Source organism: Carboxylicivirga mesophila, assembly GCF_018271975.1.
GTDB lineage: Bacteria > Bacteroidota > Bacteroidia > Bacteroidales > Marinilabiliaceae > Carboxylicivirga > Carboxylicivirga mesophila.
Genome location: NZ_JAGUCN010000016.1, coordinates 1 through 26,906 on the forward strand (window position 1 = coordinate 1; position 26,906 = coordinate 26,906).

Annotated in this window: 19 protein-coding genes; 11 read left to right on the forward strand and 8 right to left on the reverse strand. The window is 41.9% G+C overall.

The features are described 5' to 3' along the window. The first annotated feature begins 942 nt into the window (after positions 1-942). Together KEM09_RS13825 and KEM09_RS13830 are read left to right on the forward strand one after the other, a co-directional pair. Positions 943-2,826 (forward strand): DUF4139 domain-containing protein, encoded by a 1,884-nt coding sequence (locus KEM09_RS13825; RefSeq protein ID WP_212229176.1) that lies wholly within the window; start codon positions 943-945, stop codon positions 2,824-2,826. A 97-nt stretch (positions 2,827-2,923) separates the two neighbouring features. Continuing rightward, positions 2,924-3,643, forward strand: coding sequence for an SIMPL domain-containing protein (locus KEM09_RS13830; protein ID WP_212229178.1), 720 nt, complete (start codon positions 2,924-2,926; stop codon positions 3,641-3,643). Positions 3,644-3,711: 68 nt separating this feature from the next. Here the strand turns inward: KEM09_RS13830 and KEM09_RS13835 are convergent, their stop codons facing one another. From KEM09_RS13835 to KEM09_RS13855, 5 genes are all read right to left on the reverse strand, one after another. Further along, complete coding sequence (locus KEM09_RS13835) at positions 3,712-4,020, reverse strand: hypothetical protein (RefSeq protein ID WP_212229180.1); 309 nt, start codon at positions 4,018-4,020, stop codon at positions 3,712-3,714. Positions 4,021-4,229: 209 nt separating this feature from the next. Continuing rightward, positions 4,230-6,710: a TonB-dependent receptor gene (locus KEM09_RS22090; RefSeq protein WP_342344007.1), complete on the reverse strand. Its 2,481-nt coding sequence runs from the start codon at positions 6,708-6,710 to the stop codon at positions 4,230-4,232. A gap of 49 nt (positions 6,711-6,759) precedes the next feature. Next, a complete protein-coding gene (locus KEM09_RS13845; RefSeq protein ID WP_212229182.1) occupies positions 6,760-7,644 on the reverse strand; it encodes a FecR family protein in 885 nt (294 codons plus the stop codon). Next, the gene (locus tag KEM09_RS13850; RefSeq protein WP_212229183.1) at positions 7,641-8,129 is read right to left on the reverse strand and encodes an RNA polymerase sigma-70 factor; all 489 of its coding nucleotides are present in this window, start codon (positions 8,127-8,129) and stop codon (positions 7,641-7,643) included. The genes KEM09_RS13845 and KEM09_RS13850 overlap by 4 nt, the downstream gene beginning before the upstream one ends. Positions 8,130-8,256: 127 nt before the next feature. Further along, entirely contained in the window at positions 8,257-9,201 is a 945-nt protein-coding gene (locus KEM09_RS13855) for a hypothetical protein (RefSeq protein ID WP_212229184.1), read from the reverse strand. 218 nt (positions 9,202-9,419) lie between these two features. On the opposite strand from KEM09_RS13855, the gene KEM09_RS13860 reads away from it, so the two are divergent. From KEM09_RS13860 to KEM09_RS13875, 4 genes are all read left to right on the forward strand, one after another. Further along, on the forward strand, positions 9,420-9,995 hold the full coding sequence (locus KEM09_RS13860) for an RNA polymerase sigma-70 factor (RefSeq protein ID WP_212229185.1): 576 nt from the start codon (positions 9,420-9,422) through the stop codon (positions 9,993-9,995). 69 nt (positions 9,996-10,064) lie between these two features. Further along, positions 10,065-11,069 (forward strand): FecR domain-containing protein, encoded by a 1,005-nt coding sequence (locus KEM09_RS13865; RefSeq protein ID WP_212229186.1) that lies wholly within the window; start codon positions 10,065-10,067, stop codon positions 11,067-11,069. Then, entirely contained in the window at positions 11,066-12,844 is a 1,779-nt protein-coding gene (locus tag KEM09_RS13870; protein WP_212229187.1) for an STN and carboxypeptidase regulatory-like domain-containing protein, read from the forward strand. The genes KEM09_RS13865 and KEM09_RS13870 overlap by 4 nt, the downstream gene beginning before the upstream one ends. Positions 12,845-13,103: 259 nt before the next feature. Beyond that, positions 13,104-14,207: an LA_2272 family surface repeat-containing protein gene (locus KEM09_RS13875; protein ID WP_212229188.1), complete on the forward strand. Its 1,104-nt coding sequence runs from the start codon at positions 13,104-13,106 to the stop codon at positions 14,205-14,207. 191 nt (positions 14,208-14,398) lie between these two features. Here KEM09_RS13875 and KEM09_RS13880 read toward each other — a convergent pair whose 3' ends face one another. Both KEM09_RS13880 and KEM09_RS13885 read right to left on the reverse strand, forming a co-directional pair. Continuing rightward, positions 14,399-15,448 (reverse strand): AI-2E family transporter, encoded by a 1,050-nt coding sequence (locus KEM09_RS13880; RefSeq protein ID WP_212229190.1) that lies wholly within the window; start codon positions 15,446-15,448, stop codon positions 14,399-14,401. Positions 15,449-15,594: 146 nt separating this feature from the next. Next, the gene (locus KEM09_RS13885) at positions 15,595-17,718 is read right to left on the reverse strand and encodes a M3 family metallopeptidase (protein ID WP_212229192.1); all 2,124 of its coding nucleotides are present in this window, start codon (positions 17,716-17,718) and stop codon (positions 15,595-15,597) included. A gap of 285 nt (positions 17,719-18,003) precedes the next feature. On the opposite strand from KEM09_RS13885, the gene lipA reads away from it, so the two are divergent. The 4 genes from lipA (at position 18,004) to KEM09_RS13905 (ending at position 22,488) form a co-directional block, all read left to right on the forward strand. After that, entirely contained in the window at positions 18,004-18,882 is an 879-nt protein-coding gene (lipA, locus tag KEM09_RS13890; RefSeq protein WP_212229194.1) for a lipoyl synthase, read from the forward strand. Further along, on the forward strand, positions 18,882-19,589 hold the full coding sequence (lipB, locus tag KEM09_RS13895; protein WP_212229196.1) for a lipoyl(octanoyl) transferase LipB: 708 nt from the start codon (positions 18,882-18,884) through the stop codon (positions 19,587-19,589). The genes lipA and lipB overlap by 1 nt, the downstream gene beginning before the upstream one ends. A gap of 126 nt (positions 19,590-19,715) precedes the next feature. After that, positions 19,716-21,437: a single-stranded-DNA-specific exonuclease RecJ gene (gene recJ / locus KEM09_RS13900; RefSeq protein WP_212229198.1), complete on the forward strand. Its 1,722-nt coding sequence runs from the start codon at positions 19,716-19,718 to the stop codon at positions 21,435-21,437. Positions 21,438-21,891: 454 nt separating this feature from the next. Further along, complete coding sequence (locus KEM09_RS13905; protein ID WP_212229200.1) at positions 21,892-22,488, forward strand: class I SAM-dependent methyltransferase; 597 nt, start codon at positions 21,892-21,894, stop codon at positions 22,486-22,488. A gap of 74 nt (positions 22,489-22,562) precedes the next feature. Here KEM09_RS13905 and KEM09_RS13910 read toward each other — a convergent pair whose 3' ends face one another. Continuing rightward, positions 22,563-24,260, reverse strand: a complete 1,698-nt coding sequence (locus tag KEM09_RS13910) for a Na/Pi cotransporter family protein (protein WP_212229202.1) — start codon at positions 24,258-24,260, stop codon at positions 22,563-22,565. 284 nt (positions 24,261-24,544) lie between these two features. Between KEM09_RS13910 and KEM09_RS13915 the strand changes: the two genes are divergently transcribed. Beyond that, complete coding sequence (locus KEM09_RS13915; RefSeq protein WP_244825020.1) at positions 24,545-26,806, forward strand: GH92 family glycosyl hydrolase; 2,262 nt, start codon at positions 24,545-24,547, stop codon at positions 26,804-26,806. Positions 26,807-26,906: the final 100 nt, after the last annotated feature.

A 26,906-nucleotide genomic window follows, 5' to 3' on the forward strand; every position in this document is an offset into this window, starting at 1 on the left:
CCATCAAACAAGGACTGGATAGATTTAAATTAAAATACGAGGGTTATAGACTAGCCATGAGTATATTAAACAATAATAATGGTAAAGGGTAGCTTTCGGATAAGGGCACCCCATCTGCGTTGCTGAGGTCGGGGGGTAGGCTGCTTCCTCCAGTTACTCTTGCAAACCCCACTCGAAACAGGGTTTCGAAATATTGAAAGCCAGTGATAGGAATGAATGTTACAGAATGGCGGCCTTTGAAAAAGGGAAAGCCTGGCGTAACAGATTCATTCCGGTGCGCTGCAATCACCTCTTTCAATAAAGTTTTTGCATCCTTTTTCGAAAAAGGATGTGCCAGCCCGGCATGAGAGCAATTAAGCTTTCTTCTGCTCAAGCCGCAGGGGCTCATACTTTCTTATCTTGATATAAGAAAGTACGCAAAGAACATCAAGACTGCAGCACTCACCTTCCCACTAACATTTCGTTTCAGGGAAGATTTAAAGACTGACAATACGTGCTCCAAATCTTCCTTTCTTCCACTCAATGAGTGGGTCCCATGCTGCGTTGCTGAGGTCGGGGGGTAGGCTGCTTCCTCCAGTTACTCTTGCAAACCCCACTCGAAACAGGGTTTCGATGTAATCGCCCGTCAGGGAGAATGGATGAGAAGGCAAAAGAGCGGCCTTTGAAAAAGGGGAAGCCTGAAGCTGCTTCTCAGCAACGGTGCGAAGCACTCCCCTTGAGCGATACGACTTTTTGGTTTCCGTTTTTTCTAAAAAAATGGAAAGGCCAGCCCGGCATGAGGGCTTCAAGCCTTCAGGTCGTTAGCCCAATGAACCGTTTACAAAACGCATCCGATTAGCCATAAAGGATTATCTCAAAAAAAATTCAATTTCATTTATGGAATAGTCCAATTGCCTGCATCCTGATAGCAACAACTGATTATTCACATAATTTGAAAAGCACATGAGATACCTCAACCTCCTGTTAGTATGGCTAACAATGACGAGCCTTTCGGCCAGTAATCTTGCAGAAAAAGACATTACTACCAAAGTCAACGAAGTCACCGTGTTCTTGAAAGGAGCCCAGGTGAACCGCTTCAAATCCATTGAACTCAGCAAGGGCATCCAGATGCTTCGCTTCTCAGGCCTATCGCCCTACATCGATGCCAAAAGCATACAGGTGAAAGCCAATGGCGCGCTGACAGTACTGTCCGTTAATCATCAGCAGAACTATCTGAACCAGCTAAAACACTCGGATGAAATTAAACAGCTGCAAACTCAAAAAAAAGAATTGGATGCACAACTACAGTTAATACATGCCTACCAGTCAGTGACACTCGAAGAGCTGGAGTTTTTAAAAGCCAACCGTTCGCTGGGCGGAAAAAATGAGCAACTGAGCCTTAGCAACCTGCAGCAAACATCTACCTATTATGGAAAGCGGCTGAAGGAGCTGAAACTACAAGAGATAGAACACAGCAAACAAATCAATTCATTACAAACGCAACGCACCAAGCTGGAGCAGCAAATCAGAACCCTCTCGGGCCAGAAAGAGCACCCAAGCGGAGAAGTACTGGTGAAGGTAGATGTTAAAACGCCTTGCAAAGCCCGTTTCGAACTGTCGTACCTGGTGAGTAATGCTGGCTGGTTTCCATCCTACGACATCAGGGCCAAAACCATTAGCGAGCCTGTGCAGCTCATCTATAAAGCCAATGTACAACAGGATACCAAAGTAGACTGGAATAATGTAAAGCTCACCTTTTCATCCTCCAACCCTAAAGCATCGGGAGTAGCTCCAGAGCTTAAAACCTATTACCTGGATTACAACATGCTGCCGCCTAACTACGAAAAGGCAGTGAATGAAGTGAGAGGTCGCGTGTTGGACGATATGAACGAACCCTTGCCAGGCGCTAATGTGGTTGTAAAAGGCACTTCTATCGGAACAGTTACCAATATGGATGGCTACTACTCTATCACCATCCCAAACAATGCGGCCTATCTGGAGTATTCGTTTGTTGGTTTTGAGCAAAAAACATTGCCCATCACCGGGGCTAACCTCAATGTTAAGCTGATACCTGATGCCGTGGATCTGGACGAAGTAGTGGTTACAGGCTATGGAGGTGATATCAGCTCGGCTTTACAAGGACGTGCTGCAGGTGTTAGTGTGCGACCTAAAAAAGAGAAAAGTATAAAGATAAGAGGTATGTCGAGCCTGGCCGTACCGACGCAACAAGTACGCAACCAAACGACGGTTGATTTTCAGATTAAGCGGGCCTACACCATTCCTACAGATAATAAAAACTATACGGTGGACATGGATGCCTACGAGTTGGATGCCAGCTACCAATACTATTGCGTGCCCAAGTTCGATCGCGATGCCTTTCTGATAGCCCGGATAACAGACTGGGAAAAATACAACTTGCTGGAGGGGGAAGCCAACATCTTTTTTGAAGACACTTACATTGGCAAAACCCTGCTGGATGTGCGCTATGCCAGTGATACACTTAAGCTCTCACTCGGCCGTGATAAGCAGGTGCTTGTTTCGCGCGAAACAGTTAAAAATTATACTACCAGACAGTTTATTGGCAATAAAAAGCAGGATAGTAAAGCTTGGGAGACTACCATACGAAATAATAAGAACCAGGCCATTAACCTGATTGTGTTAGACCAAATACCTGTATCGACCCTTGAGGAGATTGAAGTAAAAATAGACGAACTAAGCAAAGGACTGCTAAACAAGGATACCGGAGAAGTGAGCTGGGAGCTGAGCTTGGCACCAACTGAACAGACCAAACTCCAGCTTAAATACACGGTGAAGTATCCTAAATATCGTAACTTGGTGATTGAGTAAACTTTTTTCAAAAAAATGAAGGCTGTTTATGGAATTAAACCCAATGCGGCATCCTTATAGCGACAACTAATTTATAAAACATTAAAAACAGATACTTATGAAACGTACAACCTACATTAGCCTGATGATTCTTTTTATTGCCAATACCCTTGTAGCTCAAAACAGTAATCGCATCAAAGTAGAAGGCCAGGCGCGCATAACTGAGGTACCAGAAGAAATTATTGTATCGGTTGACCTGACGGTGAAGGACAGTCTTTATCAGGCATGCTTCAGTAAGGCCATGGAAAGCCTGAAAACACTGAAGCGCACCTTTGAAAAGAATGGTATTGATCCAAAACTGATTAAATCCAAAGCTATATCAGTTAACGAGGCCTATGAGTGGCAGCAGAATAAGCGCGTCAAGTCGGGCTATGTGGCCAACATATCGCTGGAAGTAAAAAGCACCTTCACCCAAAAATTCTCAGACGCCCTGCTTAAAAGTCTGAATCGTGAAGATTTAAACATTAACTATCGTCTGGCCTTTGGCTTTAGCGAAACACAAAAAGAGAAGTTAAGAGCAAAAGCCATTGAACTGGCTGTGGCTGATGCCCGACAAAAAGCAGAGATTATAGCCAATGCCGCAGGCGTGAAGCTAACAGGCATTGCCAATATCAATTATGGCGCCGATACCCCTTCTTTCCGCCCAATGGAGCTGATGATGGACACAGAATCGACACCTGCCATTACCCGGGCCGACAATTTTTCGGGCGTTGACCTGAACCCCAAAGAACAGGTAATTATGAAATCCATCTACATGGAGTGGACATTTGCCGAGTAAGAAAAAAGGCTGTTCGCCAGGTAGCGAACAGCCTTTCTCTCTTTCATGAGACGATTTCCTGATTAGCGTTATGCTTCCGTATTCTCACCCTCTGTATCTTTTACTTCTTTTTCGCAACAAGCTTTCTTTTCAGCATCTGTGCATTCTTTAGCAGTGCTATCTTTTTCGCAGCAAGCTTTTTTCTCAGCATCAGTACACTCTTTTGCTGTACTGTCTTTTTCGCAACAAGCTTTTTCAACTTCAGCCTCAACTGTTGCCTCAACAGTAGTTTCTACAGCTGCTTTGTCTTTAGCTTCTTCACCTTGTGCATTAGTTTTCATTCCACATGATGAAACCACCATTGCTGCTACTGCCAATACTACTAGAATTCTTTTCATGATTTTGATAGTTTGAGTTAATAAATGTATGTGAATGTAGTTTATATAAAACTCTGATTAAGATAGCTCTACTTAATACGGTATTATTACTAAAGGGTTACAATTATCTAAAAAAATACTTAATAATAAAAACAAACGCCTATATAAAACTGATAAACTGGCCGAAATTTACATGATATAGCTTTCAGATCAGCAACTATTCAGCCTTTCTAAAAATGCAGCTTCAAATATAACAAAGGCGTAAAAGCAACGGCTTCAGGGTTGATGTACACCGTATTAAGCTGATCGAATGGAACACGATTAAACTGGTTATATTTGATATTATCAGCATCTGTGAGATTTAATACTGACAGGCCTATTTCGCCATCAAATTTAGTTGATGCGAGCCTGTACACCAGCGATGCATCCAGTCGGTTGTAATCAGCCTCTGTGTAGCTTTGATCGACATAGCTATTATACAGAGGAAAGCCGGAACCATATACATAGCTGGCTGATAGATGGAAGCGCCCGAGGTTAAGCAAGCCGGCCAGTTTTACTTCATGCTGCTGATCCTGAAATGCCCTGCGATACTCGTCTTTTTGGTAAAATGGGAAATGGTCTTCTGTTTTACTCAATGAATAGGAGGCCCAAACCGAATGCCCTTTAAAGTCTTTTTTGGCGTAAAAATCAATCCCATAAGAGCGGCTGTCGCCAACAAAAATATAGCTCTCTTGCCGATAACGGATAAAGCGGGTTAAGCCATCATTGGTTTTGTAATAGGTATCAATGCTGAACAGAAAATTTTCAGGTGTGTAAGCCCCTCCCAATACATAGTGCGTTGAACTGATTACGGGTACTTCATCGTTATCGGCAATAGACCAGGAGTAGCGATAGTTACCACTTGCATCTTCCACCGAGCTTTTAACTAAAAACTGGTGATAGCGCCCCCACGAGGCATTCAGCTTAATATTTCCCGATGCTCTGAATGACAGACTCAGGCGCGGATCGAAATATACCTTATTAAGAAAAAAAGAATGATTCATGCGCAGCCCTGCAGTCATATATAAGCGGGAGGCCAGTTTCAGCTCATCCTGGGCGTATACACTTAGCCGGTTGGCCCGTTCGGTGAGGTCGATGTAGCGGGTATCAAACGTATCTTCATATAGCACCAAATCGTTATGCACGAAATCAAGACCTATAGTCAGGCTATTTCGCTCTCCTATCTGAAACTTATTTTCCCACTGCGCAGACAGTTCACCCACATCATTTTGAGCCTGTTCATCAGATCTCACCACTTTATAGGTATTACGGCGATTACTCACCTCGCGCAGCTGTGAATAGTGGGAATATAGGGCCGAATAACTCACTTTTAAATTAGATGAAAGACCATTCGCAAGTGTTTTACCATAAAAAAGTGTCGCACCCAACTGATGATTATCCTCTCGGGTTTGTTGCTCCCAGCTACCTCTATCCCGCTCTTGTGAGGCATTAACCAAAAAGTCATCATCAGCATAGAGCATACTCATGTATAACAGGTCGCCATTATCTCCCTGCAAAGAGTATTTGATGTTAAAATCCCGAAACTCATAATCAGGAATTGCCTCAACCGGGCTGTTCGAATTGTTGTTGCTATTATAACTGACATCATCCTTATCAAACATGTTGTAGTAGGTTTGTCTGAAAGCCAGCATCAGAGATGATTTCCTGAACAACGGCACTTCAACCATTCCATTGAGCGTCTGGTTATTGATGAATAAATTAACACCGGGCTTATTTAAATTACCATTCTTACCTGCAATATTAACAATGCCCCCAACCACATCATCATTGGACGCTCCATAACCACCTTTCTGAATCTCTATGCTTTTGGCAACATAAGGGTTTACGGCACTGATATTGTCATTAAAATTCTTAAGCCCCCAAATGGTGAAACCATCAAACTTAACACGGCTGGTACCTTCGGGGCTGCCCCAAATGATTAGATCGTTGGGTTGCTCGCCAGCTGCCAGAATCCCCGGTTGCAAACGTAAGAGGTTAAAAACCGAGTTATCACCGTTTCCGGGCAGGTAATTCGCAATGTGATGGTTTAGGCTGGTAAGGCCGGATGCTTCACCAATCTGTGTTGATTTCTCCACAATGTTATTGGTAATCACCACCTCTTTAATACCAAAAACCGATGGTTGCAATACAATGGTATGCTGGGCGCCGGCTACCAAAACTGTATCAAGCATATAACACCCGAGGTGCGAAGCCGTTACTTCATATACACTATCCTCCTGAAAGTTGAAACTAAACATGCCTTTGATGTCAGTCACTGTCTGCTGATCATTGGCCCTGATATGCGAAAAGGGCAATGGCTCGCCCGTTTTTGCTTCAATAATTTTTCCTACCAGCGTATAGCTTTTCAATGGTTTGGTTGGCTTTACCGGGTAGATGATATACACCTCCCTGCTTTTTTGATAATCCAATGGCAGCCCTTTTAAAATAACTGAGAGCGCTTCGTCAATACTGTTAAAGCTTTGCTTAATGGTTATTTTATAGTGTGAAAGTTGCTCATCATTAAAGGAAAACTGCAGCTGGTAGGCCTCCCGCCATTCGATGAGTAGTTCATTCAGGGGCCTGGAATGGCAATCCACCTCAATAGTTTGTGAAAAAACTCCTGAGGTGGATAACATCCAAGTAGATATAAAAAAAACAATAATTCGTTTCACGTAATCAACTTATCTCCAATGACGGCAAATGCCTTTATCAGTATACTATCTATTGACTTACCTTATAGCCATAACTTGTTTTTTCAAGCTTCAGTCCCATCGACAAGCATATCATGTTCATCACTTCATCGGCCGAGCGACCGCGTGAAAAGTTACCGCTATACAAGTCATTCAGTTGGCCCACTGTTTGGATGCGTACCCCATACTGGCGCTCCACTTCTTCAAAAACAATTTGAACAGGCGTTCCGGTAAAGAAGAACATATCGTTCATCCAGGATATGTTTGTTTCAGCATCCTCCTCCACTGCACTCACCACGCTACCGTTTGACTGGATATACGCCTGCATATTAGGGGTAATATCGGTTGATTGGCCACTAAGCACACTCACTACTCTCACTTTGCCGGTATAGCAGGTGACTTTATACTCATTTTTGCGGGCATAAATATTAAAGCTGGTGCCCAATACAATGGTTCGCCCCAATGACGAAACCACTTCAAATGATTGACCTTTTTGAACCTTAAAGAAGCCTTCGCCTTCAAACTGTACTTCGCGATTGAAACGCCACCACAATGGCTGATACTTGACAACTGAACCTGCATTGAGTTCAATGCTGGAACCATCTGGTAAAAGGGCGGTCAGGTGCTGACCCATGGGCGCACTCACTGTTTTTGTATACAAACGGAAGAATGCAGTTGTTGCTAATAACACCACCAGTAAAGCTGCCGCTGTCATCAGCACAGGACGTAATGTTCTGACCTTTGCAGGCATGGCTACAGGCTGCACTCTTTCGCTTGGCGATGCTTCCATAGCTGCCTCCAGCTTTTGCCACACATCGTGCTTTGAACGCGAATAGGATGGTTCAAGCTCTGGCAACGACCTTAAAAAGTCTTCATCGTTGCGCAATTGGTCGTTATGTAACTGTTCGTTCTTCATTGTACTGCCAGTGCTTCTCTTAGAAATTGTAATGCGTGCTTCATCCGCTTTTCTACGGCCTTGATACTTAGTTCGAGCCGTTGGGCTATTTCATGGTACTTTAGTTCGTCGTTGCGGCTCATCAGAAATACCTCTCTTTGTTTTTCAGGCATCCGTCTAAGCGCCTTTTCATAGTTTGTTTTTAATTCTTCATAACTGACGGCCTCTTCGGGTGTTTGACTGCTGCTGTCGTTGGGTGGCCTGGCCCTGAATGATTGCTCTGTTTGGCTATGTCTGTACTTACTAACCAAAGCATCTTTTGCCATTTTGTAGAGCAATCCAACCAATTCCTCGGGTCGTTTATCCAATTGTTTCTCCCACAATTTAAGGAATACATCCTGAACAATATCTGTTGCCAGTTCAGCATCACCACAGCGGTAATATATGAAATTACGCAAGTGATCAAATTGCTCATCAAACAATCGTTTAAAATCTTCCCGTTTCAAAATAGTGATAATTGATGGTCTTTAGCTTAGCTAATTTACTACGAAAATATTGAATGTCATCATTGTGTTGAAAAAGCCGAAGAAGCACGTTTACTTCTTCGGTCTTTATACGGAATCGGGAAATTGATTATTGTCCGTTTTGATTTTGATTACGTTCTTGTCGGCGTTCACGCTTCCATTTACCTATTACAAACTGCTCAGAACCTTCAGCTGTGGTCATGGTAGCAATGTTGTCGCATTCGCCATCGCCATAGTTTATGGTGGCAAACTGAACACCATTCTTGTATAAAGCTACCTCACCTGCAACAATCCAGCGACAGCCACCTTTTTTAATCAGTCGGTTGGTAATTTCACGACGATAGCTGTTACCATCCGAATCTTCACAGTTTACACTACCGGTGATTTCAAACACGTCATCAGTCGGGTCGAAAGGTGTAGCCATACCAGCTGACCAAACACGTTCGTACTCCGCATAGCGGTCAATGGTTGTTCCGTCTTCCAGTGTGAAGGTTAAGTCGCGTTCAATGGTCACTTTCATTTCATCAATCAGGAAGGTTTTCACAATGGTTCCGGAAATACCAACGCCATCAACACTGAAATCCTGGAATGTGATGGTTCGGGTGGCTTCATTCACCAATCGCGAATCGGTTTGTACAATAACAATCACACCGGCAATGATACGTCCATTGGCCAGTTCAATGCCATCGCCGTAATCGAGTGTGATGGTGCGTGGCCAGCCGCCTTCTTCCTTTTCAATCAGAATACTGGGGCAAACACCCAGTTTATAACGCTCGCGGAAACGGTTGCGTGTTTGATCGCCACCTGCTTTCAGACTTGCATCTCCCTCTACGGCCATGGCTACTTCGGCAGCTTCATCGGTACCGGTAAACAGGTCAACTTCAAATTCGGCTGCTTCGGCCACATCATCCAGGGCCGCTTCGGTAGTCACAACCGATTCAGTAGTGGATTTCAGATCCACATCAGCCAATGGCATATCGTCGATAATACTGTCGTTTTTATCGCAAGCTGCCAGGGCCGCCATAACTGCTAATGATAATAATACCTTTTTCATAACTTCATTTTTTATGTGATTAGTTAATTTCTTAGTCGGAAGAGCTGTCAGCGTTCCGTTTGAATCCTGTTTAAAACGCTCTTACACTGACATACCGCATTAGAAGGAAAATACCCTACCAGTAATTTGAAGTTTTTTTGAAAAAAAATTGAAGCATCAGTGTTTTTGGACGATCCAAACATATTTTCCCTAATTTTACCACAGATATAAACCATCACTTGGCACCTGAAACACAAATAACGCACGACTGGAAAACCCGTGCCGGCTATGAGCAACTCTTTAATGCGCATTATAGTCTTATGGTGGCCTATGCCTATAATTTTCTGAAGGAGCAGGAGGCTTCGGAGGAAGTTTGCCAGGAGGTGTTTTTTCAATTGTGGATCAACAGAGACAAAACAGAGATTAAAACAGCCATCAGCTCCTACTTATACCGGGCTGTGCGCAACCGTTGTATTAATTTGATTAAGCACATTACTATACGCGAAACCTACAAGCAGTATAACAGTGAGCAAATCGAAAAAAGTGATAATGATTTCACCGATACACTCACTGTTAGCGAATTGGATCAGAAAATAAGAAGTGCCATTGACCAAATGCCGCTTCAGCGCAAGAAAATATTTATCATGAGCCGGTACGAGGAGATGACTTATAAGGAGATTGCCGAAAAAATGGGATTATCAAAAAAAACGATAGAAAACCAAATGGGCAAGGCCCTGCAATACCTGCGGGAGGAGCTCAAGGATTATTTGCCTTTACTGCTCATCTTTTTTCACCAAATTATCAATGGCAAATAGGGTTATGGAACTAATAAAATGTCATACTAATAAGCTAAATGAAAGGCAAGGTCAGATTGCTTAAACCATATGCAGAATGAACCAACACATATCACCACCGACCTCTTAACCAGGTTTCTGCTTGGCGAGGTATCGCATACTGAGCAACTTCAGGTTATTGAGTGGCTGGAAGATAACCCGGCCAATCAGGCTGAGTTTGACCAATTGGAAGCTACCTGGCTAAAGAGTGGTGAGCTAAATCCTGCCCCACTGCCGGTTGATGTGCCTAATGCCTGGAACACACTGGAAAAACGGATTGATGAGCATGACCAGAACAAAAACATACGTCGCTTTCTGAATCCTGCAATTTATGCAGCCGCCTCCATTGCGCTGATTATATTACTGTTCAACATCTTCAAGCAGGAAGCAGATGTGCACGAGCCATTTATTGTCAACAATCAAACCACCACAAGCAAAACCGACACTCTGCCCGATGGCTCCATCGTAACGCTTAATCAGGGTAGCCAACTAAGCTACCTGAGCCAGGCTGAGGACATGCACCGCCATATGGAACTGCAGGGCGAAGCCTTTTTTGAGGTGGTGTGCGATTCCCTTCGGCCATTTATTGTGAAAGCCGGTATGGGTGGCATCCGGGTGCTGGGCACGCGTTTTAATGTAAAAGTTACCAATTCAAGCAATGTAACGGTGGATGTGGAGTCGGGCTTGGTGGAATTATTCTACCCTGTTGCGGCATCGGGCGATACCTTGCGCTTAGAGCTGAAAGCCGGTGAGCGCGGCATCCTCTCGCATGCACAACAAAACCTGCGAAGTACAACATCGACACCTTCTTCACTCTTCTGGAAAGACAGGACTCTGCTGTTTCAAAACAAGCCCCTGCAAGAGGTTTTTAATGTACTGGAGCAGAGCTACGCCGTGCACATAAATTGTAACGATAACAATATTAACCTGACCAACCTGACTGCAACTTTTAAAGCTAAGGAGGTACACGAGGTGCTGGATGTGATAGCCGCTACCTTTGATATTGCCTACGAACAACAAGGTCAGACCTACCGGATATTCAAAGCTCAAAAATGAAGCAATCACTTTTCAGCCTGCTCTTATTACTTATGCCTCTGGTTATAACGGGTCAAAACTATCTGGAAATGCCCGTCACTATGCAGTTGCAGGATGTACAGGTGGCTAAGGCTTTAACTGAACTGGAGGGCCAGCTAGGTTTCAACTTTTCGTATGAGGCACAGCTAATTGATGCGAATCGACGGGTAAGCATTCATGCCAACAAAAGCCCTTTGAAAAAGGTACTAAAAACCACACTTGGCAATAGTTATGACTTTAAAGTAGTTGGGACGCACGTGATTATACAAAGCACACTGACACCGCTTGATAAACGGGCCGATAAGTTTAGCTTCGCGGGGCAGGTGGTAGGGCCTGATAACCATCCTCTTGAAAATGCCATTGTATACGAAGCCAACCGCCAGCAGGCTACTTTCACCAGTACCGATGGCTACTACCAACTGAACTTTCGGGATAAGGATCATCCGGCGGCTTTGAGCATCAGCCACATTGGTTTTCGCGACACGGTTATCTATGTGAGTAAAGGACAGATGCAGCAGGTGCGCATCATTCCCCTGCCCGGACAACGCATACTGCCCAGTAACTTTAGTGAGATGGAAACACGCAGTGCGACCATGCTCAGCCAGCATCAATTAACAGGCATAAGCGATATTGGTCTGGCTAAATTTATGGTGAACGACGAAGCCCTGTTCGTTTCCAACAACCTAAACGTATTTAACTGGCAACGGGCACAAATATCACTCCTTCCCTATGTGGGTACCAACGATTTGATGAATGGTTTAACCACCAATAATGCCTCATTTAATGTTATTGCCGGTTACACAGCCCAAATAGAAGGTGTGGAGTTTGGCGCTGTTTCCAACTTTATACAAAACAGCGTGTACGGTTTTCAGGGCGCTGGTGTTAGCAATGTGGTTGGCAAGCACGTAGGTGGTTTTCAGGCAGCAGGTATTACCAATGTGGTAGTGGGTAATATGGAAGGCGGCCAGGCCAGTGGTGTCATTAACCGTGTTAAAGGGCACCACAGCGGTGTAATGGCAGCGGGTGTTATTAATATCACCGAAGGTAATGAGTACTACCCAACACCCAAAGGCTTTAACGCCCAGGTATCGGGACTTACAAACATCCACCTCAAAGACACCTCCAACCTGCAAATTTCATCGGTGTGGAACCAGGCCGAACACATCAATGGTATTCAGATAAGCGCACTCGCCAATTACACTAAAAAACTGAATGGCGTGCAAATTGGTATTGTTAATATCGCCGACACGGTTGAAACCGGTGTGCCCATTGGTTTAATCAACATTGTGAAACACGGCTACCATGCCATCGAGTTTTCAACCAACGAGCTCTTCCGCTATAATGTAGCGTTTAAAACAGGCGGAAATCACCTGTATAGCTTTTTAAATGCAGGCATCGACAACTACATCGGCGCGGGCTATGGATTTGGCTACACCACCAACTACAATCGCAAAGCGTCGCTTAATATAGACGTTTATGGGGCGGCCCTACTGGATCCCCATGCAGAAGTCAACTCATACATGGGCACATTATACCGTGCACAACTGGGAATTAACTACCATCTTTTTAAACACTTTACCATTTCGACTGGACCGGCTTTTAACTTCTTTGCCTTGTTTCAAGATACCGGCAGCGAGCCTCCAGCAGAATTAAACAAGCCTTCGGGTATGTATTATGGCGGCTATTTTCTTGAGAAAGCCATCAGTACTCAATCGAATCAACACTGGATTGGCTGGCACATGAGTGTCAGGTTTTAAACCATAAAGAACATGCTATTTCAACAGATAGTGCCAATATGAAGCACATTTATGTCAATTAAATTGATATATCAAACACCAGTACACCTTTAATTATCAACCATATGAAACACTCATCCATACTTAAAGAAGCCTAGAATCTAATTAAATCAAGCCCTTCAAATAAAATTTACTTTTTTTCATTTCCCGAATGGGGGTACCCCTTGTAATGCTTGTCATCCTGTTGTTAAAACAAAATAACAACAAAAAAATGATAAAGATGACAACAAAACTTATGACCCTGACAGTTGCACTATTATTGATTGTAACCGGTTTAAAAGCGCAGGAAGAAAAAAAAGTGGCCACCGCCCAGGTATCCTTTGCCTATCCATTAGGAACCAATGGACATAGCTCCATGCACATTGCCAATAACTATTCTTTCAACATTCTGTATGGCGTTAACGGCGGCGTTAAACAATTTGAATTGGGTGGTATTGGCAACCAAAACATGGGTGATGTCAGTGGCGTGCAGATTGGTGGCCTCGTGAATATTACCGATGGTGCGAGCACTGGCGCCATCATAAGCGGCATTGCCAACATTACCTCCCAATCGGCCAATGGCCTGCATTTAACTGGCATCACCAACTATACGCAGGAAAATGCCAATGGGGCGCAAATATCCGGTATTGCTAATGTTAACGGTGGCACATCCATTGGCCTGATGCTATCTGGCCTGGCCAATGTGGCTGTGGATGATATGACCGGTGCTCAGATTGGGTTTATCAACACAGCACATCAATCGATGAGCGGATTTCAGCTGGGTTTTATCAACTTCGCCAATAAAATGAAAGGCTTTCAGCTGGGATTTATTAACGTGGCCGATAGCCTGGGTGGGGCGGCACTGGGCTTCATCAGTATTGCCAAAAATGGCTACTATGCCTTTGAAGCTTCCAACAGTGAAGTAATGTACGCAAACCTGAGCTACAAGATGGGGAAGACACAATTGTATAATATCTATACGGCCGGATACAGTAAGTACAACAATAAAGATGTGTATAGCTACGGTTTAGGTTTAGGTACGCTTATCCCACTGCACAAGCGTCATGCACTGGCCATTGAAGGCGTAACCAATCACATTGTTTACGACAGTAACTGGGACGAGTTGAACCTGTTGAATAAAATGAACCTAACCTACCAGTTTCACGTCACCAAGTGCATTTCTTTGATTGGTGGTCCATCGCTTAACTTTTACATCACAGACCAGAAGGTAGACGGCAAATATGGCACGTTGGATATGCCTTCAACCATTTGGAAACATGAGGGTAACAGCAATGGACAATATATGTGGATAGGTTATAATGTGGGTATCAACATCCGCCTGTAAGCAAGCGCCTAATATTACAACAAAAAAAATCTAACGGGAGGAAGTACCAGCATGTATCCCAAAACACTCAACTACACCTTGCTTTGTGCTTCCTCTTGCTCTTTAACACTCATGAAATGAAATCTACATAAGGAGAAGGTTTGACTGGCAGTGTGGCATATACCTATATTAATGATTATAATTTTTTGATATTACGCCCTCTTACCTGATGAGTTATCGCCGCTTATAATGTTAGAAACAACTTTGTAACGCGGGAACTGGTCGAAGCATATTTTGGCAAATACAGTTAAAGGAATTGATAAGATTAGACCCGGAATGCCCCAAATATACCCCCATAACATTAGCATAATCAGGATAACAATAACATTGACTGAGAAAGTCTTACCCATAAAAATAGGTTCGAGTACACCACCCATCAAGCCTTGAACTGCAATTATAGACACAATAAAAAACAGCAATGTGCCACTTTGGTCCAACTCTACTAAGGCAAATAAGGCTAATAACACTACCGAAATAATGGAGCCAATCATTTGAACAAAGTTGATGGCAAAGGCAAACAAGCCCCAAAATATTGGGAAACTAACATTGAAAAAGACACAGGCCAGGCTAAATCCAATACCTGTCAGCAAGCTGATGAAAAATTTTACTTGTACAAACTTAATGATGTCCTTCTCAACCTGGCGAAAGGCCTTTACAGATGAATACCTTACCTTGAATAAAGTTGAATTTAAGAGCTTCTCAAAATTCATAGTTCCGGAAAGCAACAGAATGACAAAGAAGGCTGTTGTTAAGGTTAAAGACAAAGCATTCCCAATGAAATCGATGGTCACGCCAATATTACTCAGCATGTTATTATTCTTAAAGTAATGACTGAAGACTGATTCTCCTTGAACACGTGTGATGCCAAAGAAATCTTCAACCGAAACTATAACACCAACCAACTTTTCTTCAGCTGTTTTAAAAAAAGTACTATCGGCTGATAGTATCTCCTGACTGGATAATTTAATTAACTCACCACCTACTTTGAATACACCTGTTATCACTATAATTACCAAGAGTAAACTAACAGTTTTAGGCACTCTTTTTTTGGCAAGCCAGCGCATAATTGGCAAAAATAAGAGTGAGATAAACATAGCCAATACCAATGGTATAAATATAAAAGACAGTACTTTAAGTAAGTAAAAAATAAAAGGAATGACTATAATTAACAATAATGTGTTCGTTGTTTTAAGGTCGTTCATCGTAATGCTTCTAAGATTGATTAGTAATGGTTATTGCAAAGATATGTTAATAAAGCATGGATTTGACAAAAACAACGGGCATAAAAAAGCGGCTACCTCATTATAAAGTAGCCGCTTTTGTTGTTATTGATTGGATATGAGAGCGCTTATTCTAAACCTCGCTGGCGAAGTAATGCTTCAATCTTAGGCTCACGGCCACGGAAGTTTTTATACATCTCCATGGCGTCAACAGTACCACCTCTTTCCAGAATGTTCTCACGGAATGACTTGGCAGTGGCCTGGTCGTATAAACTGGTTTCTTTGAAGGCTTCAAATGCATCGGCATCCAATACACCCGACCAGATGTAGCTATAGTAACCAGCTGTGTAACCGCTGCTGGCAAAAATATGCATGAAATAAGTCGACTTATAACGCGAGATGATTTCCGGAATCAGACCAATGCTCTTCAGGTAGTCTTCTTCAAACTGGTTGACATCAAGCTTTTGCTCTTCTTTTTGTGTATGGTAGTTCATATCTAACAAAGCAGCCGCCAGGTATTCGGTAGTAGCAAAGCCCTGGTTAAAATGACCACTGTTTTTTAACTTAGTTACCAACTCATCCGGAATCACTTCACCAGTTTTGTAGTGACGGGCATATTCCTTCATCACTTCAGGATCGCCGGCCCAGTTTTCCATTACTTGCGAAGGCAGCTCTACAAAGTCGCGTGGCACTGAAGTACCTGACAAGCCGTTGTAAGTACAATCGCTTAATAGTTGGTGTAAACCATGACCAAACTCATGAAACAGCGTTGAAGCCTCGTCGAAGCTTAATAAAGCAGGTAAATCACCAACCGGCTTTGAGAAATTACATACAATAGTAACAACCGGAGGAATCTCTTCGCCACCACGACGGCTTTGCTTGCGGTAAGCACCACACCAGGCACCTTGCTTCTTGGTGGCACGCGGATGCCAGTCCATATACAGAATGCCTTTGTGTGAACCATCAGCTTCTAATACTTTAAACACCTGTGCATCGGCATGTGGTTTAGGAAATTCACCTGTGATTTCTTCAAAGGTGAGACCCCATAACTTAGTCGCCACGGCAAATGCTCCATCGCGCACATTGTTCAGTTCGAAATAAGGACGCACCTCATTCTCGTCCAGGTTATATTTTTCCTGACGCACTTTCTCGGCATAGTACCACCAGTCCCACGAAGCTAGTTTAAACCCACCTTTTTCGCGATCGATAATGGCCTGCATGGCAGCACGTTCCTTTTTAGCAACCGGCAAAGCACGGTCCCAAAGTTCGTTCAGTAACTCATATACTTTATCCGATGTTTTGGCCATACGCTCTTCCAACACATAGTCGGCATAGGTTTCATAGCCTAGTAGGTTAGCTTTTTGAACGCGCAGATTAACAATCTCTTCAATAATCTCTTTATTATCAAGGCTATCGTTATTATTACCACGCATGTAATAGCCTTTGTAAAGCTTTTCGCGCAATTCACGCTTATCGGCATATTGCAGGAATGGCAACATACTTGGCTTATGAGTGGTGAACACCCATTTGCCTTCCATACCCATTTCCTTAGCCGTTTCGGCAGCTCCGGCAATCACTGACTCAGGCAGTCCGGCCAGGTCGTCCTGCTTGTCAAGAACCAGCTTGAAACTATTGGTTTCTGTTAATACATTGGTCGAAAAGTTATTGAACAGTTCTGATAAACGAGAATTTATCTGGCGTAATTCGGTTTTCTTATCATCAGCCAAACTAACCCCACTGCGCACAAATCCTTTGTAGGTATCCTCCAGTAACATTTGCTGTTCGCCGGTCAAATTCAGCTCTTCTTTTTGATTGTATACGGCTTCAACACGCTTGAATAAATCAGGATTTAAACTGATATCATCGCTGTGTGCACTCAACTTTTTAGCCACATCTGTAGCAATTGCCATGATGCCCTCGGTTCCATCAGCAGATTTTAAACCGTAGTATACCGACGTCACCTCTGATAACATTTTACCGGCATCATCAAGCGCCACAATGGTATTTTCAAAGGTAGCGGCCTCACTATTATTAATGATCGCTTCTACCTCTTTCTTATGCTCAGCCATAGCCTTATCTAAAGCAGGCATGTAATGTTCAGGCTTAATTTGCTCAAACGGAGGCACATTGTAAGGGGTAGTGTAAGCACTAAAAAACGGGTTATCTGAAGCACCCGCGCCATCTTTCTTTTGGTTTTGGCAGGCCGACAAGCCTAATACCACAACCATGGCAAGCATTAAAAAATTTCTCATCTGTCCTTAATAATTTTATTGACTAAATAGGTTGCTACTCAAAGAGTGCCAAGATATAGAAAATAGATAGACTACTAGTATGATAAATAGCAATACTACATATGTCGTATAACACATTGGGCCGAATAAAAAGAAGGTGAACAATGTAGAAACTCTGCTGTTTTTTTACGGTATTGGCTGAATCAACGCGTCTGATTCAACAACTAATTGCCAATATTCCTCATTTTTTAGACCGTAATTTTTAAGTAATATTGCCGAATTATAAAGGCTTAAATAAGTGATAAGATGGTTAAGATTAGAGAAAAAAGACTAAGACAAAAACCAGACTGGCTCAAGATACAACTCCCTAATACCGGTGATTATAAATGGATGCACAACACCATTCGCGATAACGAGTTGCACACCATCTGTACAAGTGGTAAATGTCCTAATGCAGCGGAGTGCTGGGCAGCCGGAACAGCCACGTTTATGATACTGGGAGATATCTGCACCAGGGCCTGTAAATTTTGTAATGTAAAAACAGGTAAACCCGATCCCGTAGATATTAAAGAGCCTTTGCGTATAGCACGCTCAATAGAGATTATGAAACTGAAGCATGCTGTTATCACCTCGGTTGACCGCGACGATCTTGAGGACGGAGGTGCCGAAATATGGGCGGCTACCATCCGTAAGACCAAGGAGTTAAACCCTAATACAAGCATGGAAGTGCTTATCCCTGATTTTAATGGTTTGCACCACCTTATACAACAGGTGATGGATGCACAACCCGAGGTTATCTCGCATAACCTGGAAACGGTTCGTCGATTGACACCTGTGATTCGCACCAAGGCCAAATACGATTTAAGCCTCAAAGTGCTGAAATACATTGCCGATGGTGGCATGGTGGCTAAATCGGGTATTATGCTTGGCTTAGGCGAAACTGAAGAGGAAGTGTTTGAAACGATGGATGATTTACTGGCTGCCGGCGTAACGGTTATGACCATAGGCCAATACCTTCAACCAACGCAAAATCACTTGCCGGTTTCGGAATATGTAACACCTGAACGATTCGAAAAATATAAACAAGTGGGCCTCGAAAAGGGTTTTAAATATGTTGAAAGCGGACCGCTGGTGCGCTCATCGTATCACGCCGAACAACACATTAACGCTTTAAAACAACAATAATGAATCATAGCTCAACTGTATTTGAAGACCTCGGTGTAAAAGACTACAAGGAAGTTTGGGATTACCAGGAGCAACTATTTGCTGAAGTTGTGGATGTAAAGCTGCATAACCGCGATAATCCTGATGATGAGAAAGCCATCACTAATCACCTTTTGTTTGTGGAACACCCCCATGTTTATACCCTTGGAAAAAGCGGCGTGCAGAATAACCTGCTCATTAACGAGCAATTCCTGAAACAGATTGATGCTACATTTTACAAAATCAATCGGGGAGGAGACATCACCTACCACGGACCCGGTCAGCTTGTTGGCTACCCCATACTGGATCTGGAAGCTCTCAACTTACAGGTTAAAAGCTACATTCATAAGCTGGAAGAGGCGATAATAGAAACGCTGGCCCATTACGGCATTAAAAGCGAACGACTGGATGGAGCTACAGGTGTATGGCTCGACACAGATACGCCTGGTCAATCGCGTAAAATATGTGCCATTGGCGTTAAAGCCAGCCGTTACGTATCCATGCATGGCTTTGCCCTTAATGTAAATACCAATTTGTCGTATTTCAACCATATAAATCCCTGTGGATTTGTTGATAAAGGTGTTACGTCCATGGAAAAAGAATTGGGCCGCCAAATTGATATGGATGAAGTAAAGGACATATTGTTAAAAAAATTAGTTGATATTTTCCATCTGCAATTAAACCAATGAAGCTAAACAACATAGCACTCTCAAAGTGCTATGCTCAATTAATTTTTATTAACAATTGTAAGCTAGGCTTTTGAAATAAGATAATTTTTCGAAAAATTTATGCTCTTAAATGGGCAAAATAGGGAGATGGAAAAAAGGTGGAGCATAAAACCCGAGAGTGATGATGAAACAATCAATCACTTATCAGAGGTACTGAATATTAATCGCGTATTAGCAAACCTGCTCGTTCAGAGAGGTGTTACTAATTACGATGAAGCCAAAGCTTTTTTTCGCCCCAAACTGACTGATCTGCACAATCCTTTTCTTATGAAGGATATGGAGGAAGCAGTTCACCGGATAGTGAAAGCCTTTGATAACCGCGAACGCATACTTATTTACGGCGATTACGACGTTGATGGTACTACCAGTGTAGCCCTGGTTTATTCATTTTTGAGCCTACATTATAATCACATCGATTATTACATACCCAACCGCTACGAAGAAGGCTATGGCATATCATATAAGGGTATTGACTATGCGGCTGATAACGGCATAACACTGGTTATCGCCCTTGATTGCGGTATTAAAGCTGTTGAAAAAATGGAATATGCCCGAGAAAAAGGCATTGATTTCATCATCTGTGACCACCATACACCTGGTGATGTGTTACCAAAAGCAGCTGCCTGTCTGGATCCTAAACGACCTGACTGCAATTATCCGGATAAAAACCTGTCAGGATGCGGTGTTGGTTTTAAGCTGATGCAGGGATTTTGTCGATTCAAAGATTATAAAGAATCACAGTTATACGATTTGATTGATTTAGTGGCAGTAAGTATTGCTTCTGATATAGTACCCATCACCGGTGAAAACCGTATACTGGCCTATTACGGATTAGAAAAGTTGAACTCCAATCCGGGCATCGGACTCAGTTCCATCATTAAAATCGCCGGAATGGAAGGTCGCGAAATCACCATTAGTGACATCGTTTTTAAGATTGGTCCGCGAATTAATGCTGCCGGCCGTATTGATGCCGGAAGTGATGCAGTTGATTTGTTGGTGAGTCGTGATTCGGGGAATGCCGGCCTGATGAGTAAAGATATTGATGAATGCAATGAGACGCGTAAAGACCTGGATAGAAGCATTACCATCGAGGCTCATGACGTCATTGCCAACAATCCGGAATTACTTAATAAAAAGTCAACAGTTCTTTATAATAAAGACTGGCACAAGGGCGTAATTGGCATTGTTGCATCGCGTTTAACAGAGGCCTTTTATCGTCCAACAGTCATCCTTACCGAATCAAAAGGTTTTGCCACCGGCAGTGCACGCTCTGTGGAAGGCTTTGATCTCTATAAAGCCATCGAATCGTGTAGTGATTTACTCGAGAACTTTGGCGGACACATGTACGCAGCCGGGTTAACCCTCAAAATTGAGAACATCCCTGCTTTTCAGGAGCGTTTTGAACAATATGTGGAAGACAATATCCTGCCCGAACAATTAATTCCTCAAATAGAAATTGATGCTCACTTGCACCTGAAAGATATTACACCAAAGTTTTACAGGATACTTAAGCAATTCAGGCCATTTGGCCCGGGAAATATGAAACCGGTTTTTGCCTCCAATCGCGTATTTGATTATGGTACCAGTAAGTGCGTTGGTAAAGATCGTGATCACCTGAAACTTGAAATCATTGAGGAACATTCTGCTGCAATCAAACAAGGTATTGCCTTTTCAATGGGTCATGTTATTGATAATATTAAATCAAACAAGCCATTTGATGTATGCTACACCGTAGAAGAAAATGTTTACAATGGCATTACCACACTGCAGGTCATGCTAAAAGACATTAAATTCCCCTATTCCGAGTAAGTATTATTTTGAATCCTTATAAATTAGATATTTAAAAATACATCTCACCAAAAAACGTGAACAGGGGGGTATTTTTAATATTTTATACCTTTTAAAGTAATCGGGTTGATTTTTCAAGGGGTGTAACACAAGAAAATATGTTTTAACAAACTTTCACAGTATTTTTCAAGGGGTCTATTTCGAACATACAATATTTATAAAAAGCAAAATCTTAATTATAAGTTAATTACACGTTATATTTTTTTGAATTCGAAGATTGAAGTAATACATTTTTATCTATATTTAGGCCGAGAAAGTTAAGCCCTTTCCCTTAAATCAGATAAAATCCAGATGAAAAAAGGTTCGGTTAATCCGGACCTTTTTGCGTTTATAAACTTTCTGACATCATTACCGTTATTGATATTGGAGCACACCAGCTACCCGTGTCAGTTTTAGTTAATAAATCAGTGGCTATATGAAAGAAATGTGGAATGAACGATATGAATCAAAGGATTACTTCTACGGCACAGAACCCAATCCTGCCTTTAAGTCGTTTATTGATAATAATACTCCTGGAAAACTATTACTCCCAGCAGAAGGCGAAGGCCGAAATGCAGTATACGCCGCTACAAAAGGGTGGGAAGTAACAGCCATAGATTTTAGTGAAGAGGCGCGTAAAAAGGCCTTAAACCTGGCAAAATCACAAAAAACCAGCATTACTTACCATATTGACGATGTTCAACAATTAGAATTTCAAGCACACACGTTTGATTACATAGCCTGTGTTTTTATGCACTTGCCATCAGAGCAACTCCAACTTATTTACAAAAGGTTAATTAGCTTATTGAAACCCCTAGGCCGATTACTCATAGTAGGCTTCAATAAAAAGCAGCTAAAATACTCGAGTGGTGGGCCTCGCAATGAAGATTGGCTATTTTCTGCTGAGAATTTAAAAGAGCAATTTAAAGCTCATACAATCATTCAAGCCGAGGATTTTAAAACCACTTTAAATGAAGGTAATGGCCATGAAGGACTGGCAGAAATTGCAATTCTTGAAATGAAAAAGGAGTAACTAACACCTAATATTCTGAGAAAAAAAAGACCGCAAAAGCGGTCTTTTTAGTTTTTATGTACTTAGTTTCCTTTTTATTGCGGATTAACCTCTGCCAATGCCTCGGTTACATTGATGGCGTAATCAGCCAGTTTTTCACACTCCGAGAACAGGTCATTGAAAATAATACCTGCCTCATAAGTATACACACCATTTTTAAAGTTATCAAGGTGCTCAACTTTTAGTTGATTACGGTAGTTGTTAATTTCATTTTCAATCTGCTTCGCTTTGGTTACGTGAATATCTTCGCTGGCATCATCCAGGTTGGTAACCATCACATTAAGCGCTTCATCAACCAGGTTAAACATTAACTCCAGCTTCTTCAAAATCTCATCACTAAACTTCACATTAGCATTGCGCATCCGGTTGATTGTTTTAGCCAAATTGTAGTTACAATCACCAATACTCTCCAGATCATCAACCAGTTTCAGCATCGAACGAACACGTTTACGCCCTACATCACTCAATTTACCTTGATTAACCTGAGCCAGATAGTTAGCAATTTCCACCTCGATGTTATCGCAAATACCTTCGTATTTCTCGATGCGTGCAAACTGCTTACTAAACTTACTGTCTTTATTTTGCCCCATCAGCTTACGAATGAAACCAAACATTTTCTGACTGTGCTTACCAAACCAATGTACTTCCTTTCGAGCTTGTAATATCGATAATTCAGAAGTAGATAACATACCGGTGGTTATAAACTTCAGCCTGAATTCTTCCTCTTCTAATTCTGATGCAGGAATCATACGTTTAACCACCTTCTCGAATACAGGCACAAACCAGATAAATACCAGTACGTTAATCACATTAAATGAGGTATGAAAAATGGATAACGCAGTTGGTACAGCTGCTGCCGATTGACTAGGCGATATCCCACCGTTACTTTTCGATACAAAATGATCAATGGCATCAACAAACCATGGGAAAACTATCAGCATCCAGGTTACTCCCATCAGGTTAAACAGCAAATGCACACGAGCAGCCCGTTTGGCTGAAACATTACCGACTGAAGCGGCCAGATTAGCCGTAATAGTGGTTCCAATGTTTTCACCCATCACCATGGCTGCGGCCAAATGGAAGGGTATCCAACCTTGATTACACATTACAAAAGTTAATGCCATGGTAGCACTCGATGACTGAATAACAACCGTTAATAATGTTCCAATAAATAGGAATATGAGGGTAGAACCAAATCCAAGTTGCGTATAATTCTGTAAAAAGCTTAATACCTCAGGGCTTTCCTTAATATTAGGAACTGATCCCTTCAGGTATTCTAAACCAAGGAATAATAAAGCAAAACCAACCAGGAATTCACCCCATGAACGGCGAGATGAATTTTTTGAGAAGATAAGTGGTAAGCCTAGTCCAATCATTGGCAGGGCATAGGCACTGATTTTCACTTTAAAACCAAGCAGGGTAATCATCCAGCCGGTGATGGTAGTACCAATATTCGCCCCCATAATAACGCCAATGGATTCCACTAGCGACATCAATCCGGCGTTAACAAAACTCACCACCATAACGGTTGTAGCCGAAGATGATTGAATAATTGCGGTTACAAGAAAACCAGTTAAAACACCAAGGAAGCGGTTAGATGTCATGGCTGACAAAATCTTACGCATGCGGTCCCCTGCTACTTTTTGCAAGGCTTCGCTCATCATCTTCATCCCGAAGAGGAATAATCCTAATGATCCAATGAGGGTTAGGAAATCAAAAAATGAATAATTCATAATTAAAAGTGTGTAAAGGCGTTAAGCCTCTGCTATTTCGATTATAGATTCTATGCTTCAATTCGAGTTCAAAGATGTGATTTTTTTTAAGTTTTAACTTTTAAATAAGATTGAAATAATGATTTTTTAACATTCTGATGTCCTCTTTAGAATACTTCTAATTTAGAGCTCCTTTACACAAGCTTTAAATGACTTATTAGTCGCATATATATACCTATTTGAACCTGCGACTACCTGAAATGCGACTGAATCATTTTTACTTTGTTCTATAAATTTAAAGATGAATGAGTATGATTAAACGTATTGTATTTTTAGTCGCCATAACCGCCCTTTTTTTACAAAGCTGTTCCGATGAACAACAAACAAGTAAAGAACGATTGACCAGTTTTGTTAATCCATTTATGGGCACCGATGGACCGGGCAATACATATCCGGGTGCAACAGTGCCGTTTGGTATGGTACAGTTAAGTCCGGATCATGGTCTTAGCGGATGGGACCGAATTGCGGGTTATTTCTACCCTGACACCATTATAACCGGTTTTAGTCACATGCATTTGACAGGTACTGGTGCGGGCGATTTATACGATATACTTTTAAGTCCTATTAACTCAAAAGCCACTAAAACACTGGCAGAAAATGGGAACCGCCCTTACAGCACCTTTTCGCATGATAATGAGCATGCCGAACCTGGTTACTATCAGGTTTACCTGCAGGATTATGGTATTAATGCTGAATTAACAACCACCGAACGAACTGGTATCCATCAATATACTTTTCCAAAAGATGATAATTCAGGATTCATCATTGATTTAGGGTATTCACTTAACTGGGATGCACCAACCGATACCTACATCAAGGTTATTGATGATTCAACTATTGAAGGCTATCGTTTTTCAACTGGTTGGGCCAGTGATCAGCGGGTATTTTTTACAGCTACTTTTTCTAAACCATTCGTTTCATCTGAATTATATCAGGATAACAAAATGGTTGATAATATGTCCGTTAAGGCGAAAAACACAAAAGTAATTGTACGTTTTCCCACAAGCGATAATGAAAAGGTGGTAGTGAAATTTGGCTTCTCATCAGCCAGCACTAATGGCTCTGCCAGAAGTTTAAGTGCAGAAGCTTCTCATAACAACTTCAAGACATATCAACAGGCTGCTTCAGACAGGTGGGAAGCTGAACTATCTAAAATTAAGATAGAAACAGACAATGAAATCTGGAAAAAAACCTTCTATACCACCTTATATCAATCGATGCTGGCTCCTACATTATTGAGCGATATTGACGGCAACTATAAAGGTGCAGACGGACAGTATCATTCAGCTAATAACTACGATAAATACGATACATTTTCTTTGTGGGACACATTCAGAGCTGCTCATCCCTTATACACTATTATGCATCCTGAAAAAGTACAGGATTTTGTTAGCAGCATGCTAAGTCATTACGAACAAACAGGTTTAACTCCTGTATGGTCGATGCATGGTAACGAAACCAATATGATGATTGGCTACCATGCGATTCCGGTCATAGTGGATGCCTATTTTAAGGGCCTTTTAAATGATTTTGATAGTGAGTTATTATATCAGGCCTGTAAGTCAAATGCTATGGATGATGATCATGGCATTAAAGAATATAAGGAGCTTGGATATGTTCCTGTATCTTATGACCATGAAAACTGGTCAGTATCCAAAACAGTTGAATATGCCTATGATGACTGGTGTATAGCGCAGTTGGCAAAAGCTTTGAATAAAACCGATGATTTTGCATATTTTATGAAACGTGCGGCAAACTGGCAGAATCATTACGACTCAGAATCTTCATTTCTCCGACCTAAACATGCAAATGGGGCATTTCTGGCCGATTTCGTAGCTAAAGACTACACCGATCATTTTTGTGAAAGTAACGCCTGGCATTACTTCTGGTTTGTTCCTCATAATATTCAAGGGCTTATTGATGCAACGGGTGGCCCTAATCGCTTTGAAGAAAAGTTGGACAGTATGTTTACCTATCATCCAAAAGAAGAAGATGAATTGCCTATTTTCAGTACTGGTATGATAGGTCAATATGCACATGGTAATGAGCCAAGTCACCATGTTGCCTATTTATACAACTATCTGGGAAAACCATGGAAAAGCCAGGAACGAATCAGGGAAATAGTGGAAACACAATACGCGCCAGTTCCAAACGGCCATTGTGGTAACGAAGATTGCGGTCAAATGTCTTCGTGGTATATTTTTAGTTCGCTTGGTTTTTACCCGGTCAATCCGGCTGATGGCATTTATGTAATAGGAACACCGCTTTGGAAAAACGCCATTATACAATTAGGTGGTGATAAAAGCTTTACTATTACTTGTCAAAATGCATCGAATGAAAATAAATATATTCAGAAAGTAAGCTTAAATGGTAAAGAACTTGAACGTACATATATTTACCATAACGAAATAATGAATGGTGGTACTTTGGAATTTATAATGGGGGCTACACCTAATAAATCATTATGGATTTCACCCGAATCTTACCCACCATCTTCTGCCAAATAAAAAAAACAGTAAAGCGTAATAGATTTCTATTGCGCTTTACTGTTTTTTTTAGAATACGATGGCGAGTGTTACTAATGATAGTATAACAACCTGCAATATT

Excerpts from the sequence above, each read along its gene's own strand:
- KEM09_RS13825 (WP_212229176.1), top strand. The coding sequence starts at position 943 with ATGAGATACCTCAACCTCCTGTTAGTATGGCTAACAATGACGAGCCTT.
- KEM09_RS13830 (WP_212229178.1), top strand. The coding sequence starts at position 2,924 with ATGAAACGTACAACCTACATTAGCCTGATGATTCTTTTTATTGCCAAT.
- KEM09_RS13835 (WP_212229180.1), bottom strand. The coding sequence starts at position 4,020 with ATGAAAAGAATTCTAGTAGTATTGGCAGTAGCAGCAATGGTGGTTTCA.
- KEM09_RS13845 (WP_212229182.1), bottom strand. The coding sequence starts at position 7,644 with ATGAAGAACGAACAGTTACATAACGACCAATTGCGCAACGATGAAGAC.
- KEM09_RS13855 (WP_212229184.1), bottom strand. The coding sequence starts at position 9,201 with ATGAAAAAGGTATTATTATCATTAGCAGTTATGGCGGCCCTGGCAGCT.
- KEM09_RS13865 (WP_212229186.1), top strand. The coding sequence starts at position 10,065 with ATGCAGAATGAACCAACACATATCACCACCGACCTCTTAACCAGGTTT.
- KEM09_RS13870 (WP_212229187.1), top strand. The coding sequence starts at position 11,066 with ATGAAGCAATCACTTTTCAGCCTGCTCTTATTACTTATGCCTCTGGTT.
- KEM09_RS13875 (WP_212229188.1), top strand. The coding sequence starts at position 13,104 with ATGACAACAAAACTTATGACCCTGACAGTTGCACTATTATTGATTGTA.
- KEM09_RS13880 (WP_212229190.1), bottom strand. The coding sequence starts at position 15,448 with ATGAACGACCTTAAAACAACGAACACATTATTGTTAATTATAGTCATT.
- KEM09_RS13885 (WP_212229192.1), bottom strand. The coding sequence starts at position 17,718 with ATGAGAAATTTTTTAATGCTTGCCATGGTTGTGGTATTAGGCTTGTCG.
- lipA (WP_212229194.1), top strand. The coding sequence starts at position 18,004 with ATGGTTAAGATTAGAGAAAAAAGACTAAGACAAAAACCAGACTGGCTC.
- lipB (WP_212229196.1), top strand. The coding sequence starts at position 18,882 with ATGAATCATAGCTCAACTGTATTTGAAGACCTCGGTGTAAAAGACTAC.
- recJ (WP_212229198.1), top strand. The coding sequence starts at position 19,716 with ATGGAAAAAAGGTGGAGCATAAAACCCGAGAGTGATGATGAAACAATC.
- KEM09_RS13905 (WP_212229200.1), top strand. The coding sequence starts at position 21,892 with ATGAAAGAAATGTGGAATGAACGATATGAATCAAAGGATTACTTCTAC.
- KEM09_RS13910 (WP_212229202.1), bottom strand. The coding sequence starts at position 24,260 with ATGAATTATTCATTTTTTGATTTCCTAACCCTCATTGGATCATTAGGA.
- KEM09_RS13915 (WP_244825020.1), top strand. The coding sequence starts at position 24,545 with ATGAGTATGATTAAACGTATTGTATTTTTAGTCGCCATAACCGCCCTT.